Raw genomic sequence first — 21368 nt, 5'->3', positions numbered from 1 at the left:
AGAACGTCATGGCACATCCAGTGATCGTGGGGGTCGACGAGCCCGCGAGCGCAGGTGCGGCCGTCGACTGGGCGGCCGACGAGGCCCACTCCCGGGGGATACGCCTGCACCTCGTCCACGCGTGGCTCTGGGAGCCGGACCAGGCACCGGACGTGTTGGACGCGACGGCCGCCAGACTGGCGGGCGAGGAGGCCCTGCGGGTGCTGGCCGGGCGGGCCGCCGCGCGGCACCCGGGCATGGAGGTCAGCAGCGGGGTCGTGGACGCGAGTCCACGCGAAGCGCTCGTCGCCCTCAGCGCGGCGGCCGGCCTGCTCGTGGTGGGCTCACGGGGATCCGGCGGGTTCACGGGGCTGCTGGTCGGTTCCACGAGTCTGCACGTCGCCGCGCACGCCGCCTGCCCGGTCGTCGTCGTACCGGCGAACGGCGGCGGGAGGACGGACGGCGTCGCCGTCGGCGTGGAGGGGCGGGAGCCGTCCGAGGGACTGCTCGAATTCGCCTTCGACAGCGCCCGCAGGAACGGCCTGCCGCTCCGTGCGGTCCACGCCTGGAGCTACCCGCTCGTCCTCGGGCCCGGCCACGCGCTCCCGCCCGTGTACGAGTCGGGTCACGTCGCCGCGGAGGAGCAGCGGCTCCTCGCCGAGATCATGGCCGGTTGGCAGCAGAAGTACCCCGAGGTCCCGGTCGAGGAGGACGCCGTGCGGTCCGGGCCCGCGCATCACCTCGTGGCCCTGTCGAGGACGCATCGACTCGTCGTCGTGGGCCGTCACGGCAAGCCGGAGGGCCCCATCGGCCGCCTGGGGTCCGTCAGCCAGGCCGTCGTCCAGCACGGCCACTGCCCGGTCGCCGTCGTCCCCTCCGTCTGATCACCGGCCACCGCGGCGGTACGGCAGGGAGGTTCGCCGATCGGCGGGGAGGGGGACCGCTCCGGCGGTCAGGGGTCCGTGCCGTCTCCGCGGGCGGCTCGCCAGGCGTGGTACGCCTCCACCGCGGTGGGCAGGGTGGGGTAGATCCGCTCGGGGCCGATGGTGTCGGTCAGGCCGTACGCGTCCAGGTCGGCGCGCAGGTCCTGCTTCACCCGTGCCAGGGCGAAGACGATCCCGCGGCGGACCAGTTCACGGCGCAGGGTCTCGACCGAGTCCAGCGCGGTGATGTCGACCTCGACGTTGGCCTCGGTGTTGAGGACGAACCACCGCACCGAGCTGGTCTCGTCGGCGACGGCCGCCAGGGCCCGGCTGCGGAAGTTCTCGGCGTTGGCGAAGAACAGCGGTGAGTCGTAGCGGTACACCACCAGCCCGGGGACGGTACGGGCCCGGGGGTGGTCGTCGACGTCGTGCATGCCGGCCAGGCCGGGTACCAGCCCCTGGACCGCGTCGTGCGGCCTTGCCACCCGGCTCAGCAGCTCGGCCACCGACAGCCCCACGGCCACCAGCACCCCGTACAGGATGTCCAGGGCGAGGACACCGACCAGGCAGGCGATCGCCAGGAGCAGCTCACGGCGGCGGAAGGACGCCAGCCGGCGGAAGCCCGACACGTCGATCAACCGGACGGCGGCGAACAGGACCAGGGCGCCGAGCACGGCCACCGGGAGGTGTTCCAGCAACGGGCCGAGGAAGAGCAGGACCGCCAGGACGCACGCACCGGCGGCGAGCCCGTAGACCTGGGTGCGACCGCCGGCCGACCGGGCGAGAGCGGTACGGCTGGCACTGCTGCTCACCGGGAAGCCGGACAGCAGGCCGGCGCCGAGGTTCGCGGCGCCCAGCGCGAACAGCTCCTGGTCGGCGTCGAGCTGATCGTCGCTGCGGCCGGACGTGAAGGCGCGCGCGGTGAGGACCATGTCGGTGTAGCCGACCAGGAGGACTCCGGCGGCGGGCGCTGCCAGCCGGCCCAGCTCACTCGGGTCCGGAGGGGAGAAGGCGGGTAGTCCCCCGGGGATCGCCCCGATCGTGTCGATGCCGTGCTGTTCCAGGCCGAGAGCCGCCACCACGGCGATGCCGAGCACCACGACCAGGAGAGGGCCGGGCGCCCGCGGCAGGAAGTGCGCCACGGCGAACAGCAGGACCAGGGCGGCGGCGCTGACCACCACGGTCGCCGTGCTCCCCTCGGGCAGGTGCCGGAGGAAGGAACCGACCTGCGGGAGGAATCGATCGCCCTCCACCGGTACGCCGGTGAGCTTCGGCAGCTGATCGGCCATCATGCTCAGGGCGACGCCTGCCAGGTAGCCGATCAGAACGGGCTTCGAGAGCAGGTCGGCGACGAAGCCGAGCCGTGCCGCCCACGAGAGGAGGCACAGCCCGCCGACCACGACGGCGAGTGTCGCGGCAAGTACGGCGTAGCGCCCGGCGTCACCACCCGCGAGCGGGCCGACCACGGTGGCCGTCATCAGCGCGGTGGTCGACTCGGGTCCGACCGAGAGCAGCCGGGACGAGCCGAGGAAGGCGTACAGCGGGATCGCCGGCAGGATCGCCCACAGGCCTGCCACCGGCGGCAGCCCCGCGACACCGGCGTACGCCATCACCTGCGGCACCAGGTAGGCCGCGACCGTCACGCCGGCCACCAGGTCGCCGCGCAGCCGGTCGCGCCGGTAGCCCCTGAGCACGGTCAGGCCGGGTACCGCCGGTACGAAGCGGTGTCCTCGCGGGCCGGGGACGTCGGTGTGCCGTGCCATGGCGCTCCTTTCACCGTCGGGGCTCAGCATGCCGCCGGACGGCGCACGGCCGCGCGACGTACGGCCGGCGTGTCCGCCGTGGCCACCACCGCTCGCGCCCGCCGGGGCTCCGGAACGGGACTTCATCGGGTTGTCATCGGCCGCTGCCACTGTCGTCGGGTGACCTGGGCCGGACGCGTACCGCACAGCAGAGCGGACGCGCAGGCCCTCTGTGTGGGGAGGATTCGCATGCGAGCACGACGGATCGCGGCCGCGTCGGCCGGGCTCCTGCTGACGGTGGGGCTCACCGCGGCACAGGGTGCCACGGCGCAGGGGGCCGCCGCGCGGGTGGCAGCCCCCTGTGAGGGCACCTACACGATCGTCGTCGGCGGGACCGGCAGTTCGTGGAACAACGACGGTTTCTACGGCAACATCCAGCAGCACGTCGGGTATCCCACCCAGATCCCCAACGGGGCGAGCGCGCGGGCGGGCGTCAACGAGCTCAACCGGCTGGTCCGCGACCAGCGCGCCGCCTGCCCGGGCCAGCACGTGAAGATGGCCGGGTACTCCCTGGGAGCCGGGGTGGTGCACACCTGGGTCACCGAGAACTGGCAGACGTTCGGCAACGTCAACGCCATCCTGATCGCCGACCCCAAGCGCCAGGGCCCTCCCGGCGCCAACGGCGGGGCCGTGCCGTTCGGCGGCATCATCGGCGCTCCGCTCGCCGGGGCGGACAGGTTCTTCGGCAACGTGCCCGTCAAGACGATCTGCCACTGGGACTACGTCTGCGACGAGTCCGCCGGCATCTGGACCTACCCGAACAACCACGTCAGGAACTACCCCGAGGACTTCAACATGGACCACCACAACGACAGCGCCAGCGAGCAGTGGTACAACGGCGCCTGGTACCCCTGGTAGGCCGGCCCGGACGGAGGGGAGAGGACGGCGCGATGGCGCGCAGGGGACGACGGGCGGGGCTGCCGCTGGCGATCGTGGCCGTGGTGGCGTTGACGGGCACGGCGGCGGCCGGGTCACCGGCCGCGGGGCCGGCGGCCGCCGCTCAGGGGCCGGACAGGCCGACGATCCGGTACACCGAGTACGGGATCCCGCACATCATCGCCTCCGACTGGGAGGGGCTGGGGACGGGGTACGGGTACGCCGCGGCCAAGGACAACATCTGCACCCTGGCCGACACCTACCTGATGGTCGATGCCCAGCGATCCCGCTACCTCGGGCCCGCAGGCAGGGCGAGCCCCGGCGAGGGGCAGAACACCACCACCAATCTCAACAGCGACCTGTACTTCCAGCGGATCAACGACAACCGGGTGGTGGAGCGGCTGATCGGGCAACCGGCCCCCAACGGGCCGGAACCGGAGGTCCGGGAGGCCATCCGCGGCTACGTCGGCGGGTACAACCGGTACCTGGCCGAGACCGGCGTGAACAACCTGTCCGACCCGGCCTGCCGCGGCGCCGCCTGGGTGCGCCCGATCACGGAACTGGACGTCTACCGGCACGCGCACGCCGAGATCATCATGGGCAGCGCCGACCCGCTGCTGGACGGTGAGGTGAACGCCGCCCCGCCGGGGGCCTCGGCCGCCGCGCCCTCGGCCGCGGCCCCGCAACAGCCGCTGCCCTCGGCCGAGGCCCCGCAACGGCCGCTGCCCTCGGCCGAGGAGACAGCGGCGAGGATCCGGGACGCGATGGCCGCGGCCCGCCGGCAGGGCAGCATGGGCAGCAACGCCCTGGCGGTCGGGTCGCAGGGCGTGTCCGGGGGCACCGGCATGCTGCTGGCCAACCCGCATTTCCCGTGGCAGGGCAAGAACCGGATGTGGCAGAGCCAGCTGACGATCCCGGGCAGGATCAACGTCTCCGGGGCCAGCCTGCTCGGACTCCCCGCGGTCAACATCGGGCACACCGACGACGTCGCCTGGAGCCACACCGTCGCCACGGTCTCCCCGTTCGGGCTGTTCGACGTGCAGGTGGACCCGCTGCACCCGACCAACTACCTGGTGGACGGCGCCTGGCAGCAGATGACCTCGCAGCAGGTCGGCGTCGACGTGCTGAACCCGGACGGCTCGCTCGGCCGGGTCACCAGGACGCTGTGGTCCACCCGCTACGGCCCGGTCACCACGTCGATGCAGGGCGTCCCGCTGCCCTGGGTGGTGAGCGCGCACGCGGTGCGCGACGTGAACACGGACAACCTGCGGGCGCTGAACACCTGGTTCCACCTCGACCAGGCCAAGGACGTCCACGACGTGGTCACCGCCCTGGAGACCACCCAGGGCGTGCCCTTCTTCAACACGGTCGCCGCCGACCGCAAGGGCAACGCACTGTACGCGGACATCCAGGCCGCCCCGAACATCACCGACGAGCACGCCCGGTCGTGCCTCACCCTGACCGGCCAGCAGCTGTTCTACCAGGCGCTGCGGCTGCCCAACGTGCCGCCGATCTCCGTCTTCGACGGCAAGCGCAGCGCGTGCGACTGGCCGAACGACCCGAACGCGGTCGCACCCGGGCTGCTGGACCCGCACCGGCAGCCCCGCCTGATCCGGTCCGACTTCGTCGGCAACGCCAACGACAGCGCCTGGCTGGCCAACCCCGAACAGCCGCTGTCCTTCCCGAGGGTGATGGGCGACACGGCGGCGCCACGGTCGCTGCGCACCCAGCAGCTGATCCTGACCGCGCAGAACCGGATCAACGGCACCGACGGACTACCGGGCCGGGGCTTCACCCCGGAGACCATGCAGCAGGTGCTGTTCGCCGACCGCAGCAGGGCGGCCGACCTGGCCCTGGACGCCACGGTGAGCATGTGTCGCAGCGCGCCCTTCGGACTGATCCTGGTGGACGGCAACCTGGTCGACGTCAGCGAGGCGTGCCCGGTCCTGGCCGCCTGGAAGGACCACGCGTACACCGCGGACAGCCGGGGGTCCTGGCTGTTCGAGAACTACTGGGCCTTCCTGACCGACGGGCAGTCGGTCGAGAGACTGCCGTGGCGGGTTCCGTTCGACCCCAAGGACCCGGTGCACACGCCCAACTCGCTGGACCCCGGGAGCTCCGCCGTCCGTGACGCGTTCGGCCGGGCGGTCCTCGCGCTGCGCAACGCGGGCGTCCCGCTCGACGCGCGGCTGTCGGACGTCCAGAAGGTCACCCGCAACGGCGAGCAGATCCCGATCCACGGGTCGATCCACGAACTGGGGGTGCTGAACGTGGTCACCCCCGGGGCGGTCGACGGCAAGCTGGACGTCGTCTTCGGGTCGAGCTTCGTCCAGCAGGTGCGGTTCACCGCCGACGGCCCGCCGCAGGCCGCGTCGGTGCTGGCCTACTCCCAGTCGGCCGACCCGGCCTCACCGCACTACGCCGACCAGACCAGGCTGTTCTCGGCGGGCCGGTGGGTGACCGAGCGGTACACCGAGGACCAGATCGCCGCCTCGCCGGCCCTGGAGGTCAAGGTCCTCACCTGACACCGGCGTTCGGGCACGCCGGCCACCGACACCGGTCGCCGGCGTGCCGCTCCACCGCGGATCCGCGGCCCGTCGACAGGCGTCGCGCCGCGCAGACAGCAGGACTCACGAGGGGGAACACCGTGACGAGGACAGTGCACCGCTGGCGAACGGTGGTGGCCCTGCTGGCCGCCGTCGTCGCCATGGCCACGACGGCCACGACCGCCGGCCCGGCCCGGGCCGCCGGCGGCAGCGGGTCGCCGCCGCGGATGGCGGACGGCTTCGGTCTGACCCAGGTCGACACGGCCGTGGGCGGTCCCACCGACTTCTTCATCACCGTGACCACACCGGAGGTCACGGGCAGGCACCACATCAAGATCATCCTCCCGAGCGGCTACTACGACGACCCGGCCAGGCGCTACCCGGTGCTGTACTTCCTGCACGGCTCACCCGACGACCCCGTCCGGCAGACCTATCCGGCGCTGACCACCTCGAACTCGATGATCACCGTCATCCCGGACGGCGGCGCCCGGGGCTGGTACGCCAACTGGCTCGACCAGAGGACCCAGGCCGGCGCCCAGAACTGGGAGAACTTCCACCTCGACCAGGTGATCCCGTTCATCGACGCGAACCTGCGGACCACCGCCACCAGGAAGGCCAGGGCCGTCGCCGGCGTCTCCATGGGCGGCTTCGGAGCCCTCCACTACGCCCAGGACCGCCCCGACCTGTTCAGCCAGACCGCCTCCCTGTCGGGGGACATCGACCTGTCGGCCGACTCCATGGACCTGCGGTTCGCCGTCGTCGCCTCCCTCATCGACGCGCAGGGCGTGATCTGCGGCTCGTCGTCCGGCGCCTGCGACCCCACCAACGACCCGTACCGGCCCGGCGTGGACAGCGACGCCCTGTTCGGTTCGCCCTACCCCGTCTTCAACGCCGACCGGCGGTGGAACGCGGCCGACCCGTCACAGCACATGGACCGACTCGCCGGAGTCGGCGTCTCCATCTACGTGGGCAACGGGCGCGGGTCGGCCACCGAGGCCGAGTTCTGGCTCGAAGGTGCGTCCAAACACGTCAAGGACCGCATGGACGCCCTGGGCATGCCCTACTACTACGTCGACTACGGCGACGGCTCCGCCTGGGGCACCCAGTGCAACGGCGGCCACAACGGCGGCTGCTGGGAGCAGGACCTCCGCGACCTGATCCCCCGGCTGGAGCGGGCCTTCGCCTCCTGACCGCGCGGAGCCGCCGGCGGGTGTCACGTGCCGACCGTGACACCCGGTGCCGCCCGCCGCACCACCCGGGCACCACCACCCGCGCGCCACCACCCGCGCGCCACCGCCCCGGCACCCCCGGCCCGCCGGACGGGGTCAGCGCGCGGCCCCGGTGAGGTCCGGGCCCGTCTCGTCCCCGCACAGGACCATCCGGTGCGTCTGCCGCAGCATCCGGCTCGGCGCAACCCCCAGGTCGGCGGCCAGCCGGCGGCGGGCGCGGTCGAAGACGGCCAGCGCGTCGGCCCGGCGGCCGCCGCGGTGCAGCGCCCGCATCAGCATCGCGGCCACCGACTCGTTCAGCGGATGCTCCGCGGACAGCGCGAACAGCTCGGCGATCGCCTCGCCGCACTGGCCCAGCCGCAGCTGCCACTCCGACTTCCGCTGCGCGACGGTGATCCTGCGCTCGGCCAGCCGCAGCCGCTCCGACTCGGCGAGCGGGCCGGGCAGTCCGGCCAGGAGCTCGCCGCGGAACAGCCCCAGAGCCCGGGAACACAGCCGGACCGCCTCGGCCGGATCGCCCGCCCGATGGGCCGCCCCGGCATCCGCGACCAGGCGCTCCATGCGCACCAGGTCCACCTCCGCCGCACCGGGGACCAGCCGGTAGCCGTACCGGTCGTACTCGATCACCGAGTCCGGGCTGTCCCCGATGCGCAGGGTCTTGCGCAGCCGGTAGATGTGGACCGGCACCACGTTGGTGACCGGCGGCTCCGACCCCCACACCCCGTCCAACAGGTCCTGCCGGCTGACCGCACGTCCCCCGCGCAACGCCAGCGCCGCCAGCACCGCCTGCTGGCGCAGGTGCCCCAGCTCCACCGGCCGGCCGTCCTGCCAGGCCCGCAGCGGTCCGAGCACGGAGATCCGCACCCTCGGTCCGGCCGCGGTGCCGGTGGCGCCGCGCGGCACCACCGGCTGCGTGCGCGGGCCGCAGCCGGGGGCGACCAGCCCGCAGTCGAAGGCGTGGACGATGGCGGCGGCCCGGTCGCGCAGCCCGAGCTTCCGCAGGATCCGCGCGAGGTGCCCGGTCACGGCGTCCTCGGAGATGGCCAGGGCGGCGGCGATCTCGTCGTCCCGCAGCCCGCAGCCGACCGCGTGCAACACCGTGCGTTCCTGGTGTCCGAGCACGGCGCTCGGCCGGCCGGTGGTGGCGGTCGTCGGCATCGCTGCTCCCCTGGCTCTGGTCCGGCCGGTCCGGCGGACGCCGTCGACACGGTAGGAGGGGGAGCCCCGGGCCGGGAATCCGGAACGATCCGGAGTACGTGCGGCGCACCGCACCCGGCCCGCCACGGACCTCCCGGACGGTCAGTGGCAGTCCGTCAGGGTGGGGCGGTCCCTGGTGCGGACGGCGGGGAGCCAGGCGGTGACGGCGCCCGGGAGGCGGACCCGGTACCAGACGGTGGAGGTGCGGTCCTCCTCGTCGATGACCGGGAGACCGGAGGGGAGTTGGCAGTCGGCCTCCAGGGTGTCGTCGTGCCAGACCCGGACGGGGACGACGTTGCCGGCGGTGTAGGGACGCAGGGGGTCGACGGCGAGACCGAGGCTGCACCGCGGGTCGCGGTCGGTGCGCTCCTGACAGCTGCGTTCGGCGTTGAAGACCCGGATGCGGGCGGGGTGGGCGGCTGCGCCGAGGTGCGTCCGGAGCACGGTGACGGCGGCAACGGCGGCCACGGCGCAGAGGGCGAGGGTGACGGCGAGCAGGGCGGTGCGCGGTCGCGGGCGGCGCGGGCGACGGCCCGCCCGGTGGGCGTGGATGCGCGCGAGCAGGCTCTCGGCGGTGTGGGGGGCGCGGGCGGCGTGCGTGGGAGCGAGGCAGTCGGTGGCGATGGCGCGCCAGAACGCGGGGACGGCGGGGGCGAGGCGCAGGGCGGCGCGGCCCTCGGCGTACTGCTGCGCGGCGGCGCTGCGCGCTGCGGGGGTGGCGCCGGGGAAGGGCGGCACGCCGCCGGCGAACACCTCGTGGATCACCGTGCCGAGCGCCCAGATGTCCGCCGTGGTACGGACCTTGACGCCGTGTTCGCCGAGCGGGGCCTTCCAGCGTTCCGGCGGGAGGTAGTCGGGGGTGCCCATGGGGGCGGAGTGGCCGTGGGTGCCGGTGAGCTCGATGGCGAGGCCGAAGTCGGCGAGGCGGACCTCGCCGTCCCGGCCGATGAGGACGTTCTCCGGTTTGAGGTCGGTGTGGACCCAGCCGGAACGGTGCAGGTGGGCCAGACCCTCGCAGATGCCGGCGACGATCCGGCCGCCCCGTTCCTCGTCGACGCCGGCCGCGAGCAGGTCGCGCAGGGTGCACCGGGCGCGTTCCATCACCAGGACGATCGCACCGTCGAGCGCCGGACGGTCGGGGGCGGTCAGGGTGAACGTGTCGATCAGCCGGACCAGCCGGGGGTGCGGGGCGGACCGGGCCAACTCGACCTCGCGGCGGGCGGATTCGGCGACCAGGCGGGCCTGGCGCGGGGCGAGCCCGGCGGTCGGCAGCACCTTCAGGGCGACCGCGTCGTCCGTGCCGTCCGCGTCGTCCGCGTCGTCCGGACCCTTCGGGCCTTCCGGACCGGTGCCGTCCCCGGCCCGCCGGGCGGCGTAGACGGTCGCCCAGCCGCCCTCGCCGATCGGCCCGGTGACGATCCACCCGCCGATCCGGTGGCCGGACGGCAGCAACTCCTCGCGATCCGCACAGGAGGCCGGGTCGTGCACCATCGGTGCCCCTCCCTACCGTCCGGGCCCGACGGCCTCGGGGCGCGGCAGGAGCGCGAGGTGCTCCTCCCGGACGATGCCGAACTTCAGGGCGAGCCCCACGACCGCCTCGCGCTTGCCGCTGCGGCGGTCCGCGCGGCCCGCGTCGTCGGGCATGTCGATGCGGAGCTTCTCGTCGGCGAGGTAGTCCAGGTGGGAGCTGACCGCGCGGGCGGTGAGCCGGGTGCAGGCGGGGTGGCCGCGCAGCCGTGCGACCACCTGGGGGGTGGTGGGCACGGCGGCGGGGGAGCGGTCGCGCAGCCACGGTTCGCAGAGCGCGACCAGCACCAGGAAGTAGGTGGCGGTCTCGTCCAGCGAGTACGCCGTCATGGTGCGGCTCTCCCGGGAGCCGCCCTGGGCGTGCGGGTCCAGGAAGACGTGGTCGGGTGCGAACACCTGGAAGGACAGCGGGGTCTCCCGCCGCGAGGGCAGCACCACCCGGGAGAACTCGAACGGGATCGGCGCGCCGATCCGCCGCGGCGGCACCCGCAGGTACTCACCGGCGCCCTCCGGGTTCTCCACCAGGTAGGCGTGGGTGTTGCTGAGGTTGCTCAACTGCCAGTGGTCGTCGATCGCGTGGATCTCGCCGGCGAGCCGGGAGACCGTCTCGTCGCCGATCCGCAGTTCCACCGGGCTGCCGGCCGAGCCGCGGCCGAAGCGCGCCCGCTCTCCCGGACCGAGCCGCAGGGTCACCGCCTGCTCGCCGTTCCCCTCCGGCAGATGGACGAGAACCCCGCTCACCGCTCCTCCGTCCCGTGCACTGCTCCCCCGTTTCGTGTGCCGACCGTTGCCGGACGCACGAACGCTACCTCTCCGCGCACGACGGTAAACCGTAGCGTGGCGCAAGCCACGTGACGGGGGATCGGAGAACGGGCGGACGGGACGTCAGAGCATCGGCGCCCCCGAGCGCAGCGGCGCCACCGGGCGGTCGCCGAAGGCGGCCCACGGCCGCCAGCCACCGCCGGGCCGGTCCTGGACGCGGGTGCGGAGCCGGCCGTCCTCCGCCACCGCGAAGACGTGCAGCCGTCCGGTGGGATCGGCCGCGGCCGAGGGCGGCGCGGCGAGCACCAGGCCCGGTTCGCCGAAGTCCTCGCCGAGCACGCCGGCCGGCGCCCAGGCTCCGGCGGGCGCCGACTGCCAGCGGTGAGCGAGCCGGTCGCCGCCGGGCGCGAGGGTGAGCGCCTCCAGCCGGCCGTCGGCGTCGCGGCCCAGTACGGGCACCGCGCCGGCCGGGCCACCGAAGACCTCCCACTCCGACCAGCTGTCGGTGTCCGGGTCGAGCTGGACGCGGCGCAGCACCGACCGGTCGGCAGCGTCGAGGGCGAACACCTTCAGCCGGCCCTCCGCGTCCGGACCGGCGACCGGGTTGTCCGGGCTCTGCCAGGGCGGCGGGGTGGACTGCCAGCTCAGCGGGGCCAGGTACAGGCCGTGCCGGAACCAGCCGGCGGCGCTCGCCCACCACTGCCGCCCGTCGGTGACCACCTCCACCGCGTGGCCCGGCACATGGCCGGCGTACCCGTCGAGGGTGAAGCGGAACGGGTCCCGCGAGGCGAGCACGTCGGTGCCCTCGTAGCCGTTCCGAGGCCCGATGAACAGGTGGTACCAGCCGTCCCGGGCCACCACGAAGGGCGACTCGGTGACCGAGACGCCGTCCGCGGAGGTGGCCTGGTCGGTGAACGCCGTGCCGGGCTCGCCCCAGGTCAGCAGGTCGGTGGAGCGCCGGTGGCAGACCTGGTGCCGGCCGTCGGCGGACAGCTCGGTGTAGTACATCACCCACTCGCCACCGATCCGCAGCACCATCGGGTCACGGGCGGCGTTCCCGCGGAACAGCGGCCCGGACGGCAGCCTGGTCCAGGTGAACAGGTCGGTGGAGGTGGCGGCGTTGATCGCCGCCCCGGTACGCCCGCCCGCCGCGTAGAACATCCAGTGGACGCCGTCCGACTCGACGACGTGCGGGGCCCACAGGTGTTCCTCCCCGAAGTAGGAGGGGTCGACGGTCAGCGCGTCCGGGTGGCCGGTCCACGGCCCGGACGGGTCCGGAGCCGAGGCGTGCGCGAGCGAGACCTCCGCCGAACTGTCGGGGGCCTGCCCGGGCGGCGCACCGTCGCCGACGATGCTGAACAGGTGCCAGCGCCCGCCGGCCCGGATCAGGGTGTGGTCGTTGAGGTAGCGGCGGCGTGCCGTGGACGGGTCGTAGACCTGGCCGAACGGGCCCGCGCCGACCCACGGACGGGACGCCGCGGCGCCGGTGGCGGACACCGTCGTGGCGGTACGGCCCGCGAGCGGGAGCACGAGTGCTCCCGCTCCGGCCGCCCGCAGCAGGCCGCGCCTGCTGATCGGGGACATGTCTGTCTGCTCCAGGTGGTCTACCGCCGTGCTCGGTCGACGGCGGGGCCGGCGGTGGTGTTGAGCCAGGTCCAGTCGGACCAGGTGGCGAATCCGGTCTGCCAGCGGTGGTGGACTCCGGTGCTGCTGGTGCCGAAGACCTCGATCCGGCCGTCGGCGTTGGCCGTCGCGACGATCTCCGTCCCGGCGCCGCCGAAGGTCTCCCACTGGCCGTACGGGGCGTTCACGCCGGTCTGCCAACTGTGCTGCGCGGTGCTGCCGTTGATGGCGAACACCTCCACCCGTCCGTCCGGCGAACGCTCACTGGTCAGTCGGGAGTCGGCGGGGCCGCCGGTGGGTTCCCAGTCGGACCAGCCGCCGTTGGGGGCGGTCTGGTACTTGTGGAAGACGCCGACGGGGCCGGAGGCGAAGACTTCGAGGCGGCCGTCGTGGTTGGAGCCTGCGGCGATGGCGTGGCCGCCGCCGCCGAAGGTCTCCCAGTTCGACCAGGCGCCGGAGGGTTGGAGTTGGTAGCGGTGTTGGAGGGTGGTGCCGCTGAGGGCGAACATCTCCAGGCGTCCGTCGGGGTCGGGGCCGATGGCGAGTTCGGCGTCGCCGGGGCCGCCGAGCGGTTCCCAGTCGGACCATGCGCCGCTCACCGCGGTCTGCCAGGCGTGCGAGACGCCGTTCGCGCCGGCCGCGAACACCTCCAGCCGGCCGTCCGCCGACCGCGCCGACACCACCCGCCCCGACTGCGCCGGATGCACCAGCGGGGTGGGGTGCGGACCGGCCCCCGGGGTGCAGGGCACGGCGATGCCGCGCTGCGCCAGGTACGGGACCGGGTCGGTTCGCACGGTCGCGTCCGGGTCGGCCCAGACCCGCAGGTGCAGGTGCGGGCCGTCGGACGTGCCCTCACTGCCCATCCGCGCGATCAGCTGACCGGCCGTCACGTGGTCGCCGGTGGCGACGTCCCGCTCGCGCATGTGCCCGTACTCGGTGATGGTCCCGTCCGGGTGCAGCACGCGGATCCACTGGCCGTAGCCCTGCGCCGGGCCGGAGACCAGCACCTCGCCGTCGCCGACCGCGTAGATCGGGGTGCCGTAGTCGTTGGCGATGTCGATGCCGTTGTGCTCCGGGGTGTAGCCCTGGGAGATGTAGCCGGAGGTCGGGCAGGACGCCGTGAACGCGGTGGCCGAGGCGGGAGCGGCCGGCACGGTGACCGGCAGCAGCAGGGCGACGGCGGCCAGGGCGAGGCGCGAGGCACGGCGGGAGAGGGAGCAGAACACCGCAGTGCCCCTCATGACGTGCGGGGGCGGTCGACGACGCCGTGCGTACGCAGGACGCTCCTACGGGTGGGGTGGTGCGCGGCCAACGTGACCTCCTGGGGACGCGGGTGACGGCGGCCGGTCCGAACCGCCGCATGGGGGAGCGGTTGGGACGGTAGCCACGCGCCGCGCGGCGCAGAACCCGGAACCATACGGACTGACGGGATCCGACGGGCCGACGAGACTGTCCCCTTCCGGCTTCCGGCTGCCGCCGAGAGCCGCAGGTGCCGGTCGGGCCGATCACGACCCCGGGCGGGACCGGGGCCGGGGAAGCCGATGACGCGGACGCGCCCGCCCCCGGTACCGGCGTCGCGGGGCAGCCGGACACCGGCCACCGCCCGGCCCGGCGCCCGGGGGTGACCGGTGCGGTGGCGAACACCTGGGCCGGACCGGCCGCGCGGCCGCCCGAGGACGTGTTCCGGTACGGCGCTGCCGGCCACCGTCGCCGCTCCGGCGGCCACCGGCCGCCCGCCGCTCGGGGCCCGGACGGACCGGGCGACCGGGACGACGTGCTCGTACCGGACGTACTCGGGCGACAAGGGCGTGCGTCCGGGCGGACGACCGGTGCCGCGGGCCCGGCTCGATCGGCCGGACCGGGCCCGGGCGCCCGCGGCGACGCCACCCGGGCGGGCCCGCAGCGGACGCGCGGTGCGGCGGGCCCGGCGGCCGGGCTACGGTGAGGTGGAACAGGACAGGTGATCATCGTGAGTGACGCGTCGGACCAGACCGGGGGGCCCGCCACGGGCTTCCCGTTCGTCGGCCGGGCCCGGGAACTGGACCTGCTGCTGGCGGCGGCCCGGCACCCGCCGGCGGTCGTGCTGGTGGAGGGGGAGGCCGGGATCGGCAAGTCCCGGCTGGTCCGGGAGGCGGCCGCCCGACTGGCCGGCGAGCAGCGCTGCGTCCTGACCGGGTTCTGCCACCCGCTGCGCGAGCCGCTGCCGTACGGCCCGTTGGTGGAGGCCCTGCAGAAGGCCGGGCCCGCGCTGCCCGCCGGCGGACTGCCGGCGGCGGCCGGCGGCCTGGTCCACCTGCTGCCCGGGCTCGCGGACCGGATGCCGCCCGCCGCCGGGCGCGCCCCGGACCCGGGCGCGGAACGGATGCAGGTGGTCCAGGCGGTCCGCGCGTTCCTGGCGGCGCTCGGGCCGACCGTCCTGATCGTCGAGGACGCGCACTGGGCCGACGAGGCCACCCGGGAACTGCTGCTGCTCCTGGCCCGGGACCTCTCCGAGGACCTGTGCCTGGTCCTCACCTACCGGGCGGAGGACCTGCCGCTGGACACGCCGGTGCTCGGTGCCGCCTACCGAAGGCCGCCCGGTACCAGCGGAACGGTGCTGCAGCTGACCCCGCTGGGCGAGGCCGACGTCCGCGACCTCGCCTCCGCGGCCCTCGGCGGCCCGGTCGACGTGGACCTGGGCGCCTCCCTCTTCCGGCGCAGCGAGGGGCTGCCGCTGGTGGCGGAGGAGCACCTGATCACCCTGCGCGACAACCGCTCGGCCTCCACCCGGGCCGACGACGTGCCGCTACGGGACGTGGACGTCCCGCACGGGCTGCGGGAGGCCGTCACCGACCGGCTGGTACGGCTCTCGGAGCCGGCGATCGCGGTCGTGGAGGCGGCGGCGGTGCTGGAGGTGCCGTCCACGGAAGGGCTGCTGTACGAGGTGGCCGGGCTCGACCCCGAGCAGGGCGCGGCCGGCCTGGTGGAGGCGCTGCGGGCGTCGGTCCTGCGCGAGACGGACCGTGACCGCTACGCGTTCCGGCACGTGCTCTCCCGGCTGGTGGCCTACCGCCGGCTGCCCGAACCGAGCCGCCTGCGCCTGCACGCGAACGCCGTCCGGGTCCTGGAGGCGCGGACGCCGCCGCCCGTGGTGCAGGTCGCCCACCACACCCTCGCGCTCGGCGACCGGCAGGCCTGGATCCGCCGCGCGGAGGGCGCCGCCGACCGGGCCACCGCCCTCGGCGACCACGGAACGGCCGCCACCCTGCTGCGGCAGCTGCTCCAGCAGCCTGACCTCGACGAGCGCACCCGCTCGCGGGTGGCCCTCGGGCTGGCGCCGATCGCCGGTCTGGGCGTCGACGTCGACACCAACGCCAGGGCCCTGCGCACCATCCTGGCCGACCACCGCCTGCCGCGGGCCACCCGCGGGGAGATCAGGGTGGGCCTCGGGCTGCTCCTGCTCAACCAGGGGGCGGACCTGGTGGGGAACGACGAGCTGGCCCGGGCCGTGGACGAACTCGGCGACACCTCGCCGAAGGCGGTGCCCGCCCTGCTCGCGCTCGGCATGGACGAGTACGCCGGTCCGGAGCAGGCCGAACGGTGGCTGGCGCGGGCCGAGGCCGCGGTGCGCGACCACGAGGACGCCGCCCTGGTCGCCCACGTCCGCGCGACACGGCTGTCCTTGCGGTCCTGGGCGGGCGATCCCGGGGTGTGGGCCGCCGTCGAGGAACTCCCCGGGGTGGGGGAGGACGTGATGGTGCTGCGGCAGAACGTGCGCGCGATGTTCAACGTCGGCGACATCGCCATCGACCTCGGCGAGGACCGCCGTGCCGCCACCCTCCTCGACCGGAGTCTGGAGCTGGCGCGGGTCAGCGGATTCTCGGTCCTCGATCTCTACGTGGGTGTGGACCGGCTGCGCCTCGCCGGACTGGCCGGCCGTTGGGACGGGCTGGAGCACCGCTTCGAGAGCCTGAGCGCCACCTACCCGGACGTCGCGCTGGTGGGCGACGAGCGTGACCTCTTCCTGGGCGTGCTCGGCCTGGCCCAGGGCCGGCGCGATCGCGCCGCGGAACACTTCGCGCGGACCATGCGGCCGGGGCAGCCGGCGCTGAGCGTCACCGCGCGGGCGGTCGCCGGCACGGCCGCGGTCCGGCTCGCCCAGCGCGACCCGCGGGGCGCCTGGTCCGTCACCCGGGACGGCCTCGCCGCCGTGCGCCGGGCCGACGCCTGGCCGAGGGTGCAGGGCCTGGTCGAGGTCGCCGTGGAGGCGGCGCTGGCGAGCGGCGCGTACCGGACCGCCGCCGACCTCGTCGCCGAGGCCGAGGCCGGAACCCGCGGCCGCTGCGCGCCGGCGGCGACGGCGGAGCTGCACACCGCCCGCGGATTCCTCGCCGAGCACGGCGACCCGGAGCGGGCGGCGGCGGAGTTCGCCGAGGCGTTCCGGCTGTGGCAGGAGATCGGCCGCCCGTACCCCGCGGCCCGGGCCGTCGAACTGCGGGCCCGGGCGCTGGCCCGGCCGCGCCCGGAGGAGGCCGCCGCGCTGCTGGTCCGGGCCACCGAGGTGTACACGGACCTGGCGGCCACGGCGGACCTCGCCCGGAGCCGCAGGCTCGCCCAGGAGCTCGGCCTCACCCGGGCCCCGGCACCCGGCCGCCGGGGCTACGGCGACCAGCTCTCACCGCGGGAGAAGGAGGTGGCGGACCTGCTCGCCCGGAGCGCCACCAACCAGGAGATCGCCGACACGCTCTTCCTCTCCCGCCGCACCGTCGAGCACCACGTCGCCAACGTCCTCAAGAAGCTCGACGCCACCCGCAAGACCGTCGCCGCCGTGCTCGACGGATCGGCGCCGAGGGGTGAGGACCCGGCGCATTCGTGACGTTGACTGGTGAACTGACGGGTCCATGACACTCGGGCGGCTGCGTCCCTCGCCGGGCGCGCGCCGTCCGGGGTGACGGTCGGCCCTTTGGTGTCCGGCGGTCGGTGGTGTGAGCTCGAAGTGCCGTCGGCCAACAGGTCGGATCGGGTTCGGCTGGGCGACTGAAGATCGCCCGGCCCGGGTCGGCGGGCCGCGTCCGGTGTCGACTTCGGTGCGGCGAAATCGATTTCCCCTCGTCAGGGACATGTCGCATTGGCTTCACAACTTGAAGGCAGACGGACTCCTTGACAGCCCGTCAGCCCCGCTGGCTTCATGTGTCGCAGTGCGGTGAGTCACTCGGCTCGCCTGACGCGCACTGGTTCCACCACCCGAGCCGGCCCCGCCGGAGTCGTCCCGCCCCGCGTGCCGCACGTGTCCCGCGGGTCGCTTCCGGAAGGAGCAGGCGTCCGCACCGCCGCTCGCGGGAGCGCTCCCACGCTGCCCGTCCGCCCGTCCGCCCGTCGCACGTCCCCCATCATCCGGGTGCGTCACCGACCCGCCCGGCGATCGAAAGGACTCCCATGCCCGGATCCCGTCCCCGGCCCCACCCCGGCGCCGCGACCCTCGCGGCCCTCGTGGCCGCGCTGCTGATGGCCGCCCTCTCCTTGGCCGGCGCCTCGCCGGCGTCCGCGAGCACCAGCCTCTGCGGCCGGACCGACAGCACGAAGGTCTCGGGCGGAAAGTACGTCGTCCAGAACAACGAGTGGGGCGACTCGATCGAGCAGTGCATCGACGTGAACGACAACGGCTTCAAGATCACCAAGGGCTGGCACAACGTCTCCACCGGCGGCGCGCCCGCGTCGTACCCGTCGATCTACGCCGGTTGCCACTACGGCAACTGTTCCAGCGGCAACGGCCTTCCGCTGCAGGTCTCCGCCTTCGGCAACCCGCAGTCCAGCGTCGACTTCTCGACCGCCGACGGGCAGTGGGACGCCGCGTACGACCTCTGGTTCGACACCGGCGCCAACCCGTCGGGCCAGAACAACGGCGAGGAGATGATGATCTGGGCCAACCACTCCGGGCCGCCCTCGCCGTTCGGCTCGAAGGTCGCCACCGTCTGGATCGAGGGTGCCGACTGGGACGTGTGGTACGGCCGCCAGAACAACGGCGTCGCCTGGAACACCGTCTCCTACGTCCGCCAGCAGCCCACCAACACGATCACGGTGAACATCAAGGACTTCACCGACGACTCGATCAGCCGCGGCTACCTGTCGCCGGCGTGGTACATGACCAGCGTCCAGTTCGGCTTCGAGCCCTGGGTCGGCGGCCCCGGCCTGGCCGTGAACTCCTTCTCCTACGAGTCCAACGGCTCCGGCGGCGCGTCCGGCACGGTCGCCGGTCGGGCGAGCGGCCGCTGCCTGGACCTCAAGGACTGGGGCACGGCCGACGGCACCCCGGTCCAGCTGTGGGACTGCGGGACCGGCTGGAACCAGAAGTGGACCCGGACCGGTGCCACCGTCGTCAACCCGCAGTCCGGCAAGTGCCTCGACGTGGCCGGTGGTTCCACGGTCAACGGCGCCAAGGTGCAGCTCTGGTCGTGCAACGGCACCGGCGCCCAGCAGTGGCGGTTCAACGCCGACGGCACCGTCGTCAACCCCGCGTCCGGGAAGTGCCTGGACGCCGGCGGGTCCGGCAACGGCGCCCTCCTGCAGATCTGGGACTGCTACGGCGGCGGGACCCAGCCCAACCAGGTCTGGACGTCGAGGTAGCCCGTCCGACCGCCACCGCCCTGCCCGGCGCCCCGCGGCGGCGACCACGCCGCGGGGCGCCACACCGATCGCGGTACCGACCCGGTACCCCCGGCTCGACCCCACCCGAAGGAGCACCGACGTGAGGCACCCACTCGTACCCGGACCCCGCACCGGCCGGCGCGCCGCAGGCGTCCTGCTGGCCGCGGCCACCCTGATCGCCGCAGCCGTCCCGTCGTCCTCGGCGCTCGCCGAGTCCGGACCCGGCGCCGCGGCCGCCTCCGCCGGTCGAACGCCGCCGTACCTCAACCCCGAACTGCCCGCGGCGGTACGGGTGTCCGACCTGCTCGGCCGGATGACCCCGGAGGAGAAGATCGGCCAGATGACCCAGGCCGAACGCGGCTCCGTCGACGCCGACCCGACCCGGATCGCCGCCCTCGGCCTCGGCTCGCTGCTGTCCGGCGGCGGCTCCACCCCGACCCCCAACACACCCACGGCCTGGGCGGACATGGTCGACGGCTACCAGCGGCAGGCGCTGACGACCCGCCTGCACATCCCCCTGCTGTACGGCGTCGACTCCGTGCACGGGCACGGCAACCTCGCCGGTGCGACGATCTTCCCCCACAACATCGGCATGGGCGCCACCCGCGATCCCCGGCTGGTGGCCGAGGAGGAACACATCACCGCCACCGAGACCCGGGCCACCGGCCCGCAGTGGGTCTTCGCCCCCTGCGTGTGCGTCACCAGGGACGAGCGCTGGGGCCGGGCCTACGAGAGCTTCGGCGAAGACCCCTCGCTGGTACGGCAGATGACGACCGCCGTCGACGGTTTCCAGGGAACCCGCAGGGGCGACCTGGCCCGGCCCGACCGGGTGCTGGCCACCGTCAAGCACTTCGCCGGGGACGGCGACACCACGTACGGCACGTCCACCACGGGCGACTACACCATCGACCGCGGCGTCACCGTCACCAGCCACCGGCGCTTCGACGCCGTCGACCTCGCGCCGTACGTCACGGCCGTCCAGGTCCACCACGTCGGCAGCATCATGCCGTCCTACTCGTCCGTGCAGTGGACCGACGTCCCCGGCAGCCTGCCGGTCAGGATGAGTGCCAGCAAGGAACTGCTCACCGACGTCCTGAAGCGCAGGATCGGCTTCGACGGCTTCCTGATCAGCGACTGGGACGCCATCACCGAACTCCCGGGAGACTTCGCCACCCAGGTCCGGACCTCCGTCAACGCCGGTATGGACATGTTCATGCAGCCGTACGACGCGCCGCAGTTCGAGCAGGCCCTCTCGGCGGAGGTCCGGGCCGGCCGGGTACCGATGTCGCGCATCGACGACGCCGTCTCCCGCATCCTGCGGGCCAAGTTCGACCTCGGCCTGTTCGAGCACCCCTACACGGACCGCACCAACATCGGCACCATCGGCTCACCCGCCCACCGGGCCGTCGCCCGCCGCGCGGTCGCCGAATCCCAGGTGCTCCTGAAGAACGACCACCACGCCCTGCCGCTCGCGCCCTCCCAGCGGATCTACGTCGCCGGCGTCAACGCCGACGACCTCGGCAACCAGGCCGGCGGCTGGACGGTCACCTGGCAGGGGCAGTCCGGCAACACCGCCTTCCCCGGCACCACCATCCTCCAGGGCATCCGGCACGTCGCCGGGAACGTCACCTACAGCGCCGACGCCAGCGCCGCCACCGCCGGTCACGACGTCGGCATCGTGGTCGTCGGTGAAACCCCCTACGCCGAAGGCCTCGGCGACGTCGGCGTCGGCGGCCACACCCTCGAACTCTCCGCCACCGACAGGGCGAACATCGACCGCGTCTGCTCCTCGATCGCCACCTGCATCGTGCTCGACGTCGCCGGCCGCCCCCAGATCGTCACCGGCCAACTGCCACAGGCCGACGCCTTCGTGATGTCCTGGCTCCCGGGCAGCGAGGGGGACGGCGTCGCCGACGTCCTGTTCGGCAAGCGCCCCTTCACCGGCAAGCTCCCCGTCACCTGGCCGCGCAGCGAGGCTCAGGAACCGATCAACACCGGCGACGCCCACGACGACCCGCTGTTCCCCTACGGCTTCGGCCTGACCACGAGGGGCTGACCCGCGGGAGCCCGGCGAAGGACGCCGGAGTCGACCCGCCACCCGATCACCGAACCCGGCATCGGACACCGCTCCGGAGCCTGACCCGGTGCCGGCTCGCCAACGATCCGTCAGGACGCGGTCCGACCCCGTGGGGGAGGACGGGCCGGGTCCACGTCGGTGGAGACCTTCACCGATCACCCGTCGGCGGCCAGATGAGAAGGGGCGGGGGACGCGCGGCCGAG

General features: G+C 74.0%; 13 protein-coding genes. 7 read left to right on the top strand and 6 right to left on the bottom strand.

Annotated elements, in window-relative coordinates:
- Positions 1-8 precede the first annotated feature (8 nt).
- Positions 9-863, top strand: a complete 855-nt coding sequence (locus ACIOFR_RS16080; RefSeq protein WP_400997100.1) for a universal stress protein — start codon at positions 9-11, stop codon at positions 861-863.
- A gap of 68 nt (positions 864-931) precedes the next feature.
- Here ACIOFR_RS16080 and ACIOFR_RS16075 read toward each other — a convergent pair whose 3' ends face one another.
- Positions 932-2665 (bottom strand): SulP family inorganic anion transporter, encoded by a 1734-nt coding sequence (locus ACIOFR_RS16075; RefSeq protein WP_400997097.1) that lies wholly within the window; start codon positions 2663-2665, stop codon positions 932-934.
- A 228-nt stretch (positions 2666-2893) separates the two neighbouring features.
- Here ACIOFR_RS16075 and ACIOFR_RS16070 point away from each other — a divergent pair, with 228 nt between their 5' ends.
- From ACIOFR_RS16070 to ACIOFR_RS16060, 3 genes are all read left to right on the top strand, one after another.
- A complete protein-coding gene (locus ACIOFR_RS16070; protein WP_400997095.1) occupies positions 2894-3562 on the top strand; it encodes a cutinase family protein in 669 nt (222 codons plus the stop codon).
- Positions 3563-3594: 32 nt separating this feature from the next.
- Complete coding sequence (locus tag ACIOFR_RS16065) at positions 3595-6105, top strand: penicillin acylase family protein (RefSeq protein WP_400997092.1); 2511 nt, start codon at positions 3595-3597, stop codon at positions 6103-6105.
- A gap of 122 nt (positions 6106-6227) precedes the next feature.
- Positions 6228-7316 carry an alpha/beta hydrolase gene (locus ACIOFR_RS16060; RefSeq protein ID WP_400997090.1) on the top strand — a complete coding sequence of 363 codons (1089 nt, stop codon included), beginning with the start codon at positions 6228-6230 and terminating at the stop codon, positions 7314-7316.
- 135 nt (positions 7317-7451) lie between these two features.
- Here the strand turns inward: ACIOFR_RS16060 and ACIOFR_RS16055 are convergent, their stop codons facing one another.
- The 5 genes from ACIOFR_RS16055 to ACIOFR_RS16035 all read right to left on the bottom strand — a co-directional run bounded on the left by ACIOFR_RS16055 (position 7452) and on the right by ACIOFR_RS16035 (position 13690).
- Positions 7452-8513: a BTAD domain-containing putative transcriptional regulator gene (locus ACIOFR_RS16055; protein WP_400997087.1), complete on the bottom strand. Its 1062-nt coding sequence runs from the start codon at positions 8511-8513 to the stop codon at positions 7452-7454.
- 141 nt (positions 8514-8654) lie between these two features.
- On the bottom strand, positions 8655-10043 hold the full coding sequence (locus ACIOFR_RS16050) for a serine/threonine-protein kinase (RefSeq protein WP_400997085.1): 1389 nt from the start codon (positions 10041-10043) through the stop codon (positions 8655-8657).
- 12 nt (positions 10044-10055) lie between these two features.
- Complete coding sequence (locus tag ACIOFR_RS16045; RefSeq protein ID WP_400997083.1) at positions 10056-10820, bottom strand: serine/threonine protein kinase; 765 nt, start codon at positions 10818-10820, stop codon at positions 10056-10058.
- A gap of 144 nt (positions 10821-10964) precedes the next feature.
- The gene (locus ACIOFR_RS16040) at positions 10965-12425 is read right to left on the bottom strand and encodes a glycosyl hydrolase family 32 (protein ID WP_400997081.1); all 1461 of its coding nucleotides are present in this window, start codon (positions 12423-12425) and stop codon (positions 10965-10967) included.
- A 20-nt stretch (positions 12426-12445) separates the two neighbouring features.
- On the bottom strand, positions 12446-13690 hold the full coding sequence (locus ACIOFR_RS16035) for a peptidoglycan DD-metalloendopeptidase family protein (RefSeq protein ID WP_400997412.1): 1245 nt from the start codon (positions 13688-13690) through the stop codon (positions 12446-12448).
- A 743-nt stretch (positions 13691-14433) separates the two neighbouring features.
- Here ACIOFR_RS16035 and ACIOFR_RS16030 point away from each other — a divergent pair.
- The 3 genes from ACIOFR_RS16030 (at position 14434) to ACIOFR_RS16020 (ending at position 21144) form a co-directional block, all read left to right on the top strand.
- Positions 14434-17319, top strand: coding sequence for an ATP-binding protein (locus ACIOFR_RS16030; protein ID WP_400997079.1), 2886 nt, complete (start codon positions 14434-14436; stop codon positions 17317-17319).
- A 560-nt stretch (positions 17320-17879) separates the two neighbouring features.
- Entirely contained in the window at positions 17880-19067 is a 1188-nt protein-coding gene (locus ACIOFR_RS16025; protein ID WP_400997077.1) for an RICIN domain-containing protein, read from the top strand.
- A gap of 121 nt (positions 19068-19188) precedes the next feature.
- Positions 19189-21144 carry a glycoside hydrolase family 3 protein gene (locus tag ACIOFR_RS16020; protein WP_400997075.1) on the top strand — a complete coding sequence of 652 codons (1956 nt, stop codon included), beginning with the start codon at positions 19189-19191 and terminating at the stop codon, positions 21142-21144.
- Positions 21145-21368 lie beyond the last annotated feature (224 nt).

The organism is Kitasatospora sp. NPDC088346, assembly GCF_044740765.1.
GTDB lineage: Bacteria > Actinomycetota > Actinomycetes > Streptomycetales > Streptomycetaceae > Kitasatospora.
Note: the sequence above shows the minus strand (reverse complement) of the source record. Positions and strands in the feature narration are given on the sequence as shown.